This is a genomic window from Selenomonadales bacterium 4137-cl (assembly GCA_032334055.1).
Classification (GTDB): Bacteria; Bacillota; Negativicutes; order Sporomusales; family UBA7701; genus Anaeroselena; species Anaeroselena agilis.
Map to the genome: position 1 here is coordinate 842,501 of JAUOZS010000001.1, position 13,119 is coordinate 855,619.

At 57.8% G+C, this 13,119-nt stretch carries 10 protein-coding genes, 1 tRNA gene and 3 rRNA genes (1 of these 14 running past the window's edge); 9 read left to right on the forward strand and 5 right to left on the reverse strand.

The window, feature by feature from the left end; translation table 11 throughout:
* The 9 genes from Q4T40_04375 to cydC all read left to right on the forward strand — a co-directional run.
* A 23S ribosomal RNA gene (locus Q4T40_04375) occupies nt 1-2,718 on the forward strand; it begins 205 nt to the left of the window's first position.
* A gap of 151 nt (nt 2,719-2,869) precedes the next feature.
* Nucleotides 2,870-2,986, forward strand: a 5S ribosomal RNA gene (gene rrf / locus Q4T40_04380).
* A gap of 40 nt (nt 2,987-3,026) precedes the next feature.
* A tRNA-Met gene (locus Q4T40_04385) sits at nt 3,027-3,102 on the forward strand.
* 14 nt (nt 3,103-3,116) lie between these two features.
* A 5S ribosomal RNA gene (rrf, locus tag Q4T40_04390) occupies nt 3,117-3,233 on the forward strand.
* A 184-nt stretch (nt 3,234-3,417) separates the two neighbouring features.
* Nucleotides 3,418-3,840 (forward strand): Rrf2 family transcriptional regulator, encoded by a 423-nt coding sequence (locus tag Q4T40_04395; GenBank protein ID MDT8900476.1) that lies wholly within the window; start codon nt 3,418-3,420, stop codon nt 3,838-3,840.
* Nucleotides 3,841-3,887: 47 nt separating this feature from the next.
* Nucleotides 3,888-5,270: a cytochrome ubiquinol oxidase subunit I gene (locus Q4T40_04400; protein ID MDT8900477.1), complete on the forward strand. Its 1,383-nt coding sequence runs from the start codon at nt 3,888-3,890 to the stop codon at nt 5,268-5,270.
* Nucleotides 5,261-6,265: a cytochrome d ubiquinol oxidase subunit II gene (gene cydB, locus Q4T40_04405; GenBank protein MDT8900478.1), complete on the forward strand. Its 1,005-nt coding sequence runs from the start codon at nt 5,261-5,263 to the stop codon at nt 6,263-6,265. The genes Q4T40_04400 and cydB overlap by 10 nt, the downstream gene beginning before the upstream one ends.
* Before the next feature lie 62 nt (nt 6,266-6,327).
* A complete protein-coding gene (gene cydD / locus Q4T40_04410) occupies nt 6,328-8,052 on the forward strand; it encodes a thiol reductant ABC exporter subunit CydD (GenBank protein MDT8900479.1) in 1,725 nt (574 codons plus the stop codon).
* On the forward strand, nt 8,049-9,773 hold the full coding sequence (gene cydC / locus Q4T40_04415) for a thiol reductant ABC exporter subunit CydC (GenBank protein MDT8900480.1): 1,725 nt from the start codon (nt 8,049-8,051) through the stop codon (nt 9,771-9,773). Before cydD ends, cydC begins: the two co-directional genes overlap by 4 nt.
* A gap of 47 nt (nt 9,774-9,820) precedes the next feature.
* Here the strand turns inward: cydC and Q4T40_04420 are convergent, their stop codons facing one another.
* From Q4T40_04420 to Q4T40_04440, 5 genes are all read right to left on the reverse strand, one after another.
* Nucleotides 9,821-9,943 carry a hypothetical protein gene (locus tag Q4T40_04420; GenBank protein ID MDT8900481.1) on the reverse strand — a complete coding sequence of 41 codons (123 nt, stop codon included), beginning with the start codon at nt 9,941-9,943 and terminating at the stop codon, nt 9,821-9,823.
* Nucleotides 9,944-10,087: 144 nt separating this feature from the next.
* Nucleotides 10,088-11,014: a class II fructose-1,6-bisphosphate aldolase gene (gene fba, locus Q4T40_04425; protein MDT8900482.1), complete on the reverse strand. Its 927-nt coding sequence runs from the start codon at nt 11,012-11,014 to the stop codon at nt 10,088-10,090.
* 93 nt (nt 11,015-11,107) lie between these two features.
* The gene (locus Q4T40_04430; GenBank protein MDT8900483.1) at nt 11,108-12,001 is read right to left on the reverse strand and encodes an RluA family pseudouridine synthase; all 894 of its coding nucleotides are present in this window, start codon (nt 11,999-12,001) and stop codon (nt 11,108-11,110) included.
* A gap of 127 nt (nt 12,002-12,128) precedes the next feature.
* A complete protein-coding gene (locus Q4T40_04435) occupies nt 12,129-12,596 on the reverse strand; it encodes a hypothetical protein (GenBank protein MDT8900484.1) in 468 nt (155 codons plus the stop codon).
* 79 nt (nt 12,597-12,675) lie between these two features.
* A complete protein-coding gene (locus Q4T40_04440) occupies nt 12,676-13,008 on the reverse strand; it encodes a hypothetical protein (GenBank protein MDT8900485.1) in 333 nt (110 codons plus the stop codon).
* Between the last annotated feature and the right edge of the window lie 111 nt (nt 13,009-13,119).

Consider the following 13,119-nt stretch of genomic DNA (forward strand, 5'->3'; position numbering starts at 1 on the left):
GAGGAAAAGTAATCAAACGAGATTCCCTAAGTAGCGGCGAGCGAACGGGGAAGAGCCCAAACCAGGGAGCTTCGGCTCCTTGGGGTTGAGGACCAGCATAATCTTGGTCAGGTCTAGTCGAACTACCTGGAAAGGTAGGCCACAGAAGGTAAGAGCCCTGTAGGCGAAAGACAGAGCCAAGTGGCTGGTATCCAGAGTACCACGGGACACGAGAAACCCTGTGGGAAGCAGGGGGGACCACCCTCCAAGGCAAAATACTCGTTGGCGACCGATAGCGCATAGTACCGTGAGGGAAAGGTGAAAAGCACCCCGGGAGGGGAGTGAAAAAGTACCTGAAACCGTATGTCTACAAGCAGTCGAAGCTGTAAAAGGCGACGGCGTGCCTATTGAAGAATGAACCGGCGAGTTACAGTCACTAGCGAGGTTAAGTGGGAAACACGGAGCCGCAGCGAAAGCGAGTCTTAATAGGGCGACAGTTAGTGATTGTAGACCCGAAACCGCAGTGATCTATCCATGACCAGGGTGAAGCGTAGGTAAAATTACGTGGAGGCCCGAACCCGTGAGCGTTGAAAAGCTTTGGGATGAGTTGTGGATAGGGGTGAAATGCCAATCGAACGCGGAGATAGCTGGTTCTCCCCGAAATAGCTTTAGGGCTAGCCTCAAGTGATGACTTACGACGGTAGAGCTCTGATTGGGCTAGGGGCCGTTAGGTTACCGAACTCTGTCAAACTGCGAATGGAGTAAGTTTAACTTGGGAGTCAGACTGCGAGTGCTAAGATCCGTAGTCAAGAGGGAAACAGCCCAGACCATCAGCTAAGGTCCCCAATGCCGTGCTAAGTGGCAAAGGATGTGGCGATACAAAAACAACCAGGATGTTGGCTTAGAAGCAGCCACCATTAAAAGAGTGCGTAATAGCTCACTGGTCGAGTGTCGCTGCGCCGAAAATGTCCGGGGCTAAAGCACGGAACCGAAGCTATGGCTTGAACGAAAGTTCAGGGGTAGGGGAGCGTTCCTACTGGGTCGAAGTCGCATCGGAAGGTGCGGTGGACTGGTAGGAAGTGAGAATGCCGGTATGAGTAGCGAAAAGGAAGGTGAGAATCCTTCCCACCGAAAGCCTAAGGATTCCTGAGGAAGGATCGTCCGCTCAGGGTAAGTCGGGACCTAAGCCGAGGCGTAGATGCGTAGGCGATGGACAACTGGTTGATATTCCAGTACCACCCCAAGTCGTTTGAGTGATGGAGTGACACAGTAAGGTAGGTAATCGCGAGGATGGAAATTCGCGTCTAAACTAGTAGGGTGTTTGGGAGGCAAATCCCCCAAACGAAAAGCCTGAGAAGTGACGGGGAGCCGATAGCGATATTGGCGAACTTACTGACCCTAGACTGTCAAGAAAAGCTTCTAGCGAGACTTGTGGGTGCCCGTACCGCAAACCGACACAGGTAGGCGGGGAGAGAATCCTAAGGTGCGCGGGAGAACCCTCGTTAAGGAACTCGGCAAAATGTCCCCGTAACTTCGGGAGAAGGGGAGCCCTGGGACGTGTAGATTAGAAACGATTGAAGCGTCCTGGGGTCGCAGAAGAGAGGCCCAAGCGACTGTTTACCACAAACACAGGTGCCTGCTAAAGCGAAAGCTGACGTATAGGTGCTGACACCTGCCCGGTGCTGGAAGGTTAAGGGGAGTGCTTAGAAGCAATTCGAAGGTGTGAACCGAAGCCCCAGTAAACGGCGGCCGTAACTATAACGGTCCTAAGGTAGCGAAATTCCTTGTCGGGTAAGTTCCGACCCGCACGAAAGGTGTAACGACTTGGGCACTGTCTCAACGAGGGACCCGGTGAAATTGAAATACCTGTGAAGATGCAGGTTACCCGCGACTGGACAGAAAGACCCCATGGAGCTTTACTGCAGCCTGGCATTGGATTTTGGTAAATCATGTACAGGATAGGTGGGAGACTTAGAAGCGAGGACGCAAGTCTTGGTGGAGTCGCCCTTGGGATACCACCCTTGATTTACTGGAGTTCTAACTGAAGAAGTAACGACTCTCAGGACAGTGCCAGGTGGGCAGTTTGACTGGGGCGGTCGCCTCCGAAAGTGTAACGGAGGCGCCCAAAGGTTCCCTCAGCGCGGTTGGAAATCGCGCGCAGAGTGCAAAGGCAGAAGGGAGCTTGACTGCGAGTCAGACAAGACGAGCAGGGACGAAAGTCGGGCTTAGTGATCCGGTGGTACCGAGTGGAAGGGCCATCGCTCAACGGATAAAAGCTACCCTGGGGATAACAGGCTAATCTCTCCCAAGAGTCCATATCGACGGGGAGGTTTGGCACCTCGATGTCGGCTCATCACATCCTGGGGCTGAAGTAGGTCCCAAGGGTTGGGCTGTTCGCCCATTAAAGTGGTACGTGAGCTGGGTTCAGAACGTCGTGAGACAGTTCGGTCCCTATCCATCGCGGGCGTAAGAGACTTGAGGGGAACTGCTCCTAGTACGAGAGGACCGGAGTGGACTGACCAATGGTGTACCAGTTATCCCGCCAGGGGTACAGCTGGGTAGCTACGTCGGGAACGGATAAACGCTGAAAGCATCTAAGCGTGAAACCGGCCTCAAGATGAGGTCTCTCACAGCATAAGCTGGTAAGGCCCCTTGTAGAACACGAGGTTGATAGGCCAGGAGTGTAAGGGCAGTAATGTCTTCAGCTGACTGGTACTAATAGGCCGAGGGCTTGACTTATGGCCAGACACACAGCGCTTCAGCGCTGATGTGGTCGGCAAGTTCTGAGCGTAGCGAAGAACATCCTATGTCTAATCCAAGCAAATGTGCATACACTTTCTTCTGTGATGTTTTGAGGGAGCGTACTTTTAAGAGATGCTTACCTCTACAATCTGGTGCCGATAGCTGTGGGGTCCCACCCGTTCCCATACCGAACACGGCAGTTAAGCCCACATACGCCGAAAGTACTTGGCTGGAAACGGCCTGGGAGGATAGGTAGGCGCCGGTTAGACAGAGTACCGCTAAGGTACTCTGTCTGTCTCTCACATCGCGGGGTGGAGCAGCTGGCAGCTCGTCGGGCTCATAACCCGAAGGTCGCAGGTTCAAATCCTGCCCCCGCAACCAAATTATCAATAACATCTGGTGCCGATAGCTGTGGGGTCCCACCCGTTCCCATACCGAACACGGCAGTTAAGCCCACATACGCCGAAAGTACTTGGCTGGAAACGGCCTGGGAGGATAGGTAGGCGCCGGTTAGACAAACCCCGTTCGTATTCACGAACGGGGTTTTGCCTGTTTGTAGGAAAGTTTGAGGACCGACGTCAAACAGAAGGAGAAGTATTATCAGAAGATTGACTTTAATTAGTATTGACTACTGAAAATGTATGGTGGTAAAATAAAACTGTACTCATATAGTATAGTATACAGTGGAGGCATCACGTGCAGTTTAACCAAGCAACCGATTACGCATTCCGGGCGATGCTCCATTTGGCGGCACGGCCTCCCGGATCTATAGTCAGTATCCAGCAATTGGCGGCGAGCGAGGCAATTCCACCCCGTTTTCTCCAGAAGATAACGCGTCCGCTCGGCAAGGCCGGTCTGATACGTTCTCATCGGGGGGTTGAAGGCGGGTTTGCGCTTGCCCGTCCGGCCGAAGAAATCAGTTTGCTGGACATTATCACGGCTGTGGAAGGAAAGTTGGTCGTCCACCGTTGCCTAGCGGAAAGGGAGGCCTGCAATAAGCACTGCACGGAAGAATGCCCCGTGCACGCAACTTTGGCAAGGTTGCAGGCGCAGTTGGTCGCCGGACTCAGGCAAGCGAACCTAGCGGCGTTGGTGGCTGAGCAGCGGGGCCGAAAATGAGTAATCGCCGGTTTTGGCGGAAGTCTTTTAACGAGGAGTGGGGATAAGTGGATGAACTTTTGCTAGCCCGGTGGCAGTTCGGGATTACCTCAACCTATCATTTCTTATTTGTGCCGCTTACTTTAGGGCTGTCGCTGCTGGTGGCGGCGATGGAAACGGTTTACGTTCGTACTGGTAACGAGCTTTATAAGAAAATGGCCCAGTTCTGGGGCAAATTGTTTCTTATCAATTTTGCCCTCGGAGTGGTAACCGGATTGGTGCAGGAATTTGAGTTCGGCATGAACTGGTCGGAGTACTCGCGCTTTATGGGCGATATCTTCGGAGCGCCGTTGGCGCTGGAGGCTCTTACCGCTTTCTACCTTGAATCCACCTTCATCGGGATATGGATATTCGGTTGGAAACGTTTATCGAAGGGCATGCACGCCGCCGCCATCTGGATTGTAGCCTTGTCCAGCAATCTTTCGGCCTTCTGGATTTTGGCGGCGAATTCTTTCATGCAGGCGCCCGTCGGTTATGTGCTGCGCAACGGCCGGGCCGAAATGAACGATTTTTCCGCCTTGTTGGCCAATCCGTACTTATGGAATCAATTCCCCCATACAGTTCTGGGGGGCCTGGTGACCGGTGGCGTTTTCGTCATGGCCATAAGCGCCTACCATCTGCTGCGGCGGAGCCAGGTGGAGTTTTTCCGGCCGTCTTTGAAAATCGGGCTTATCTGCGCCTTAACCGCCAGTCTGTTGGTGGTCGTTACCGGTCACCGGCAGGCCCAGTATCTTGCCGAGGCCCAGCCGATGAAGCTGGCGGCCATTGAGGCCTTGTGGGAGACGGCCGATCCGGCGCCGTTCACCTTTTTCACCGCTATCGACAGCGGGAAGCAAGAGAACCGCGGGGGTGTTAGTTTGCCCGGCGGCCTGTCGCTGCTAGTGCACAGTTCGCCGACTGGCGAGGTGAAGGGCATAAAAGACCTCCAGCAAGAGAGCGAAAAGCGTTTCGGTCCCGGTTCCTATGCTCCCGATATCCCGTCGGTGTTCTGGAGTTTCCGGATTATGGTGGCGGCCGGCTGCTGGCTGTTGGCGGTCGCGGGCTTGTGCGCCTATTATTTGCGGCGCGGTACGCTGGAGGATAAGCCGCTTGCGTTGAAAGCGGTGGTGGTTACCCTCGCTGTGCCGTATATCGCCAATTCAACCGGCTGGTACGTGGCGGAGGCCGGGCGGCAGCCGTGGATCGTGGTCGGCCTGCAGCGGGTTGAGCAAGCTGTGTCGCCAACAGTATCGGCAGCCAGTATTGGGATTACGCTTGTCGGTTTCACGCTTGTGTATGGGGTTTTGGCGGTAGTTGGCATTTATCTACTGGGTAAGTTCGCCAAGCAGGGACCGGTGGCGCCGTTCGCGGCGAAGCCGGCCGAAGGCAAGGGGGTGGCGCTGTGGAACTGAGTGTTGTCTGGTTTGTGCTTGTCGCTGTTTTGTTCACAGGTTTCTTTTTCCTTGAGGGGTTCGACTATGGAGTAGGAGTGCTGTTGCCCTTGCTGGGGCGCACGGATGATGAACGACGGCTGATCATCGGTTCGATCGGCCCGGTTTGGGACGGTAACGAGGTCTGGATGATAACGGCCGGGGGCGCGATGTTTGCCGCATTTCCCCATGTTTACGCCACTCTGTTCAGCGGTTTTTACCTGGCTCTTTTCCTAATGCTCGTCGCGCTAATCGTTCGCGGCGTGGGCCTGGATTTTCGCAGCAAGCAGTCAGGGCCTGCCTGGCGTAGCACTTGGGACTGGCTGATCTTCGCCGGTAGCCTGGTGCCCGCGCTGCTGTGGGGCGTGGCGGTGACCAATCTTTTAAAAGGAGTGCCTATCGATGCCAAGATGAATTATGTCGGCACTTTTTTCGATCTTTTAAGTCCGTACACCTTGATAGGCGGCGTCGCCTTCCTGCTGGTGTTCATTTATCACGGGGCGGCCTATCTTGTTCTCAAGCTGGAGGATCCTTTGGCCGGGCGGGCCCGCCGGACGGCTCTAACGGTCGGTGTTTTTGCGGCGATCGCTTTCCTGGCGCTGGTTGGAATGACCTACATATATACCGATCTTTTCGCCAGCGTCGGCGCGGGCGTCAGTCTGTGGGCGGCCGTAGGAGCATTTGTCGTCAGTTATCTGGCCATGAGGGCCCACCGCACCGGATGGGCGTTTGTCGGCAGCGGCCTGGCGATTGTGTTTACGACGGCGGCGTTTTTCTGGGGGCTTTTTCCCCGCCTGATGGTTTCCAGCCTCAATTCCGCCTGGAGTCTCACGGTGACCAACGCTTCCTCCAGCCCGCTCACGCTGAAGCTGATGACCGTTGCCGCCGGACTGCTGGTGCCGGTCGTGCTGGCCTATCAGGCCTGGAGCTACTGGATTTTCCGCAAAAGGGTAACGCTGCGCGATCTCGAATATTAACTAAAGGCGACCGTGACCATCCTAACGGTAGGTCACGGTCTTTCTATTTTAGGGGGGCGGCGATGTTTCACCGCGGTTTGTGGAATGAGGGTAAAAAACAGAGCCGTCAACTGGCGCTCCTGGCAGGCGCGGGCGTGGCCGCAGGCGGCGCGGCCGTGGCTCAGGCCTATGTGTTCGCGCGCCTTGTGGACGGCGTGTTTTTGAAAAGCCTGGGCGTCGGCCAATTAAGGCATTGGATATACGGTCTGATAGCGATAATGGTTGCGAGGGCGGCTATTACCTGGATTATCGAGACGGTCGGCAGCCGCCTGGCGCTGGCGGTGAAAACCGATCTCAGGCGACGCCTGTTGACCCATTTGGCTGCCCTGGGGCCAGTGCACGGCGGGGCGGAGAGGACGGGAGAACTGGCCAATTTGCTGGGTGAAGGCATGGAAAGCCTCGATGCCTTTTTCGCCCGCTATCTGCCGCAGTTGGCGGTGACCGTCGCCGTGCCGCTGCTTGTGCTCGCGGTTGTGGCTCCCATCGATGGCGTAGCCGCCATCATCATGCTGGCGACGGCGCCGCTCATACCGATAATGATGGCGTTGATCGGCCGCTGGGCGGGCGAATTGCATCAGAAGCGCTGGCAAGTACTCAGCAGCCTCAGCGGCCATTTTCTCGACGTGCTGAAAGGGCTCACGACGTTGAAGCTTTTCGGACGCAGCCGCGAGCAGGCGGATATAATATTTGCTTACAGTGAAGAGTTCCGGCGGACGACGATGGGGGTGCTGCGGATCGCTTTTCTGTCGTCTCTTACCCTTGAGCTTTTGTCGACAATCAGCATCGCGCTGGTGGCGGTGACAGTCGGCCTCAAGCTACTGTATGCCGGCATCGGTTTTGGGGAGGCTTTTTTCATCTTGCTGCTGGCGCCGGAGTTTTATCTGCCTTTTCGTCTGCTGGGCGGCCATTTCCACGCCGGAGCGGCGGCCGTCGCCGCCGCCGGGCGCATTTTCGACCTTCTGGCGCAACCGGTGCCGGAAGGGGCTTACGGCACGCTTCCCTTGGCTGCGGGCAAGGGGATAACGGTGGAACTGTCGGCCGTTTCTTTCTGCTACCCCGGACGCGACCGTCAGGCGCTGATGGACGTCTCCTTCACTATTCCGGCCGGCAAGCGGGTGGCGTTGGTAGGGCCGAGTGGTGCCGGTAAGACTACGGTGGTTAATCTGCTGCTGGGGTTTGCGGCGCCCGCGCGGGGGGCTGTCAGAGTGAACGGGCAGGATATAAAAAGCGTATGCCGGGAGGACTGGTTGCGCAATGTCTCTTATATCCCCCAGTTTCCGCATATTTTCGCCGGCACGGTCGCCGACAATATCCGCCAGGGCGGTCGCGGCTCTCAGGCGAAGGTGGTGGCGGCGGCCGAGGCGGCCGAGGCGCATGCATTCATCAGCCGCCTGCCCCGGGGATATGACACGCTCATCGGCGAGGGAGGCCTGGCCCTGAGCGGCGGCGAGGCGCAGCGTATCGCCATCGCCCGCGCATTTTATCGTCAGGCGGCATTTATTATCCTTGACGAGGCGACGAGCGGGCTGGATCCTCGGACGGAAAAAGCGGTGCGGACAGGATTGGACAGGCTGCTGGCCGGCCGCACCGCTCTGATAATCGCCCATCGCCTGACAACCGTGTATTCCGCCGACTTGATCGTCGTACTTACGGAAGGCATGGTCGCCGAGCAGGGCCGTCATGAGGAACTAGTGGTCAAGGAAGGGGTGTATTCCCGGTTGGTGGGCGCCTACCGGGGAACGGCATGAGGTGCTTTTGCCGTCTTCTGGGGCTGGCCGGACCGGTTTGGCTGCTGCTGGCCGCCGCGGCGGGGGCTGGTTTCCTGGCGGTGGCGGCCGGGGCGGGCATGCTGGCGACCGCTGCCTATCTCATCGCCATGGCGGCTTTGTCGCCGCCGCTCGCCGCCCTGTCGGTCTCAATCGCGGGGGTGCGTTTCTTTACGCTGCTGCGGGCCGGAACCCGATATTTAGAGCGCTACCTGGCGCACGACGCAATCCTGCGGCTTTTGAGCGACCTGCGGGTACGGCTGTATAGGGCTCTCGAAAGGTTGGCTACCGCCCGCTTTGACGCTATCGGCGACGCCGATTTGTTCGCCCGCCTTGTCGCCGATATCGACAGGCTTCAGTTTTTTTACCTGCGGGTGGTGCTGCCGCTTCTTGTGGCCGTAATGGCAACAGTCGGGCTGGGGTGTTTTCTCGGCGTGTTCGCCTGGCACTTGATCTACCCCGCAGTCGCCGGGTTTCTGGTGGCCGGGGGTGTGCTGCCGCTGGTGTTTTATCGCGTGGGAGCCGGACTGGGCAGGGTGCTGGCGACCGCCGGGGCCGAGCATAGCACGGCGGTCATTGATTGCCTGCGCGGCTGGCGGGAACTGGCGGCCGCCGGCAAGCTCAGCCAGCAGGCCGAACGGGTGGTGCAGGCTGACCATCGCCTGGCGCAGGCCCAGAAGGGAGCGGCCGGCCTGACCGGATTGGCCGACGCGGCCAGTGGCCTGGTAGTAAATCTCACGGTGTTGGCCGTCTTTTTGGCGGCGGCGGAAATGGTGCGGAGCGATCAGCTTCCTGGCGTTTATCTGGGGGCGCTGACCCTGGCTGTTCAAGGGGCGGCCGAGGCGATGCTGCCGCTGACCGCGATTTTCCGGCACTGGGGCGAGAGCATGTCGTCCGCCGAGCGCGTCTTTTCCCTGCTTATATATGGGCCGGTTTTGGAGAAGGCAAACCGTGAAGAGGTACCGGTGGCGTATGATATCGAACTACGTGATGTCCGGTTCCGGTATCAGCCTGAAGGCCCGTGGGTGCTCGACGGATTGTCGCTTTCGCTGGCGGCGGGAAGCCGTGTGGGGGTGGTGGGCGCCAGCGGAGCGGGCAAAAGCACACTGGCCAAACTGCTGCTGCGGCTTTACGACCCTGAGGATGGCTGTGTTTTGTTGGGAGGACGGGATATACGCGAATACCGGTCAGAAGCCGTGTGGGCGTCGATGGGAGTGGTTGAGCAGCACAATCATCTTTTTAACGCCAGCGTCGCCGACAATATTCGCCTTGCCAAACCGTCAGCCGGCGAAAACGAGGTTGTCGCCGCCGCCAGGGCGGCCGGCCTGGGAAAGATCATCGACGAATGGCCGCAGGGGCTGGCATCATCCGTAGGGGAGAACGGTCACTGTTTATCGGGCGGCGAGCGTCAGCGGGTGGCGATGGCCCGCGTGCTGCTGAAAAAGCCGCAGGTATTCATCCTTGACGAACCGACCGCCGGGCTTGACCCGGTAAGCGCACAAACGCTGCTGGACTCGCTGCTGGCTGGCGCGGACGGCCGAACGACCCTGTCGATAACCCACCGCTTGGCAGGCCTGGCGGTCATGGACGATATTATCGTCCTCGATCAGGGCCGGGTGGCCGAACGGGGGAGTTTCGACGAACTACTGGCCAGACAGGGGATTTTTTATGAAATGTGGCGATTGGAGCAAGACTTGTTCTAAGTAGGCAAAGAGGGCGAAGACGCGGTGTCTTCGCCCTCTTTGGGGATTCACTTGTCGAAGGCCAGCAGGATGACCGGATTGCCATATTTTTTGGCCAACTCGCCTTCGTAGTCCTTGATGGCGGCGATCTGATCCGGCGACAGTTTGGCCAGCGGCGCTTTGAGATCCATTGCGGAAGCTCCTTTCCTAAAGGCAATTTTGTTCATAACATCTCCCAACCAGGATAGTCTATACGCGGATTTTTTAGCGGCGTTCCGCTGTTAGAGGCCAAGCCGAAAAACAAAGGCCGGAACCGATCGGTTCCGGTCTTTGTTTTACAGCCTGTTGCTCGCTCCCAGGACATTTTTGATTTTGTGTTTGACCATATTTTTGATCGCTTCGCGGGCGGGGCGCAGGTAGTCGCGGGGGTCGAATTTGTCGGGATTTTGGGCGAGGGATTCGCGGATGCTGGCGGTCATGGCCAGGCGGAGATCAGTGTCGATGTTGATTTTGCATACTCCCATGGTGCCGGCTTTTTTGAGCATTTCCTCGGGAACGCCTTGCGCGTCCTTGATCTGGCCGCCGTAAGCGTTGCATTTGGCGACAAACTCGGGCAGGACGGTAGAGGCACCGTGGAGAACGATGGGGAAGCCGGGAATGAGGGCGGCTATCTTGGCGAGGCGATCGAAATCAAGTTGCGGCTCGCCCTTGAATTTATAGGCGCCGTGGCTGGTGCCGATGGCGATCGCCAGTGAGTCGACGCCGGTGCGGCGCACGAACTCGGCGGCCTGGTCGGGGTCGGTGTAGGTGGCGTCTTTGGCACTGACGTTGACGGCATCCTCCACACCGGCGAGGCGGCCCAGTTCGCCTTCGACCACTACGCCGCGGGCGTGGGCGTATTCGACCACCCGCTTGGTCAGCGCGATGTTCTCCTCAAAAGGATACTTGGAGCCATCGATCATAACGGAAGTGAATCCGCCGTCAACACAGGCTTTGCAGATTTCGAAGTCTTCGCCGTGGTCGAGATGCAGGCAGATCGGCAGGCCGGTATCTTCGACAGCCGCCTCGACGAGTTTCATGAGGTATATATGTTTGGCGTATTTGCGGGCGCCAGCCGATACCTGCAGGATTAGCGGGGCCTGTTCCTCCTTAGCGGCGTCTACGATGCCCTGAATGATTTCCATGTTGTTGACGTTAAACGCGCCCACAGCGTAATTGCCATAGGCTTTTTTGAACATTTCCGCTGACGATACCAACGGCATAGAGATTCCCTCCTTGCTTTTTGTCCGCGTTAATTATATCACATTTTCCCAATTAGCGGAAAACGGTGTAGCGGCATTTCGGCCAGGGTTGCGCTAATCGCCGCCAGTCGGCGGAGAGTGCAGCTTGTCCAGCAGTTGGGCCATATCGGGGGGCAACGCGCTTGACAGCGATATCCGCTCGCCGCCGATCGGGTGGGAGAAGGCCAGAGCCGCTGCATGGAGAGCCGGCCTGGCGATGAGGGCGGTGGAGCCTCCGTACAGGTCGTCGCCGAGGATGGGATGCCCGAGGTGGGCGAGATGGACGCGAATCTGGTGTGTTCGGCCGGTAAGCAGGCGAAGGCGGACAACGCTGTGCGGGCCGGCTGTGGTGACTGTTTCGTAAATGGTGGCGGCGGTCTTGCCATCCGGGCAAACAGTGCGCTCGATGATGCTGCCTGGCAGACGCCCCACTGGCGCGTCGATCACGCCGGCCGGGGGGAGGGGATGTCCGGTGACGAGGGCGAGGTAAGAGCGCTCGATGGGCTTGGCGTTTTCCGAAGACAGGAGGTGCTGAACATAAGGGTTCTTGGCGATCAGAATCAGACCCGACGTATTGCGGTCCAGACGATGCACCGGGTGAAAGGCGCCAGGTTCACCCAGCGTGCGCAAGTGATGGACGATCGCATTGGCCAGCGTGGGTTCCGGTGTACCGCTCGCCGGATGGACGAGCAGGCCGGCGGGCTTATCCACCACCAGCAGGTGCTCGTCTTCGTAACTGATGGCGAGGGGCAGGGAAAGGGGAGCTATAGTGCTCTCGTCAGGCCAGGAGATGGTGATGACATCGCCCGGCGTTACGGCTGTCTGCCAGGGAACGGGCCGCCCGTTAACGCGGATGGCATCCGGGGTGCGCTTCAGTTTGCGGCGGAGGGTAAGGGAGAAATTGAGACGGCGGAGGAGCTTGCTCAGTTGCGCGGGTTGTTCGCCGCCGGGGAGGGTAAAAGTGAACATGATGTCAGTCCTTTGCGGATGCTTATATTTAGTATTTCGTTTTCCGGCGGCCCGATTCCTGGGTGACGCTGTCAGGAAAGGCCGATCTGAGACGGACAAAAAAAACCTGCCCTCGCAGGCAGTGTTTTCACAGTATATCCTGGATCAGCGCGATTAGCTCGGCCATATGTTCTCGTTCGGCGGTCATGGATTCTCTGAGGTAATCGCCCATCGGATGCCCCCGCCATCCATAGACATCGGCAAAGCGGCGGTGCCGGCGGTTCAAAGCTGACAGAATAGGCAGAAGAGGCAGGCGGCTTCCGTAGTTTTCGGGGCCGGTCTCGGTGCTGTCGCTGTCACGCAGGCTCATGCCGTGCTTGCTCAGGACGGCCGCCATTTGATCGTCATGGAGGGTGATCATGTGGAGGACGTCCAGGTAACCGTTCCAGTGGTCAACGGCCATGTCGTCCAGGGTGTCCCGGGCGGTGCCGCTGGCTTGGCCGGCGGCTTCCAGGGCGGTGCGCAGGAGATCAAGCTGTTCCGAGGCTTCGAGATGCAGGCGCCGAAGATGATCCGCGTCAACCGTCATCGGCCTGCGGTCGCGGTTCTTTTTCACGGCAAACCCTCCTCATAAGGGTGGATGGTATATCTTATGCCGCCGCGAAATGGATGTGAAGACAGCGCCCGGGCCGCCTTTATTTATATGGGGCGATGAAGCGGATCATTTTGATCGGGATATGCATGGACAGGCAGCGATGACGGACATTTACGTTGACGATGACGAAGTCACAGCCTACGTAGCACAGGGTGCCGCAGAAAGATTCCCTGCCGCAGAAGCGGGCATCCACCGAAAAGAGCACTTCGTCGCCAAGCAGGCATAGGATGCGGTCTTTGAGGCTCTCGCGATGGAAGTCGTACATCTTGTACGCCATGGGCTCGTCGCAGCAGACGTCTTTCATCATGTAGTCGTCGCAGACGGGCTCCATGTTGTCATCGCATTGATACCAGTGCGGATATTTGCAGTCCATAGGCCTTAGTATCCTCCTTTATTTTTTTATGGAGAAATGGTATAATTTTTTTGCTGTCTACCTGCTACATCATATGAGAAGCTGAAACATAATGTTACTTTTGTCAACACC

Coding starts and splice junctions, on each gene's coding strand:
- cydD (MDT8900479.1), top strand. CDS start 6,328: ATGTTTCACCGCGGTTTGTGGAATGAGGGTAAAAAACAGAGCCGTCAA.
- cydC (MDT8900480.1), top strand. CDS start 8,049: ATGAGGTGCTTTTGCCGTCTTCTGGGGCTGGCCGGACCGGTTTGGCTG.
- Q4T40_04420 (MDT8900481.1), bottom strand. CDS start 9,943: ATGGATCTCAAAGCGCCGCTGGCCAAACTGTCGCCGGATCAGATCGCC.
- fba (MDT8900482.1), bottom strand. CDS start 11,014: ATGCCGTTGGTATCGTCAGCGGAAATGTTCAAAAAAGCCTATGGCAAT.
- Q4T40_04430 (MDT8900483.1), bottom strand. CDS start 12,001: ATGTTCACTTTTACCCTCCCCGGCGGCGAACAACCCGCGCAACTGAGC.
- Q4T40_04440 (MDT8900485.1), bottom strand. CDS start 13,008: ATGGACTGCAAATATCCGCACTGGTATCAATGCGATGACAACATGGAG.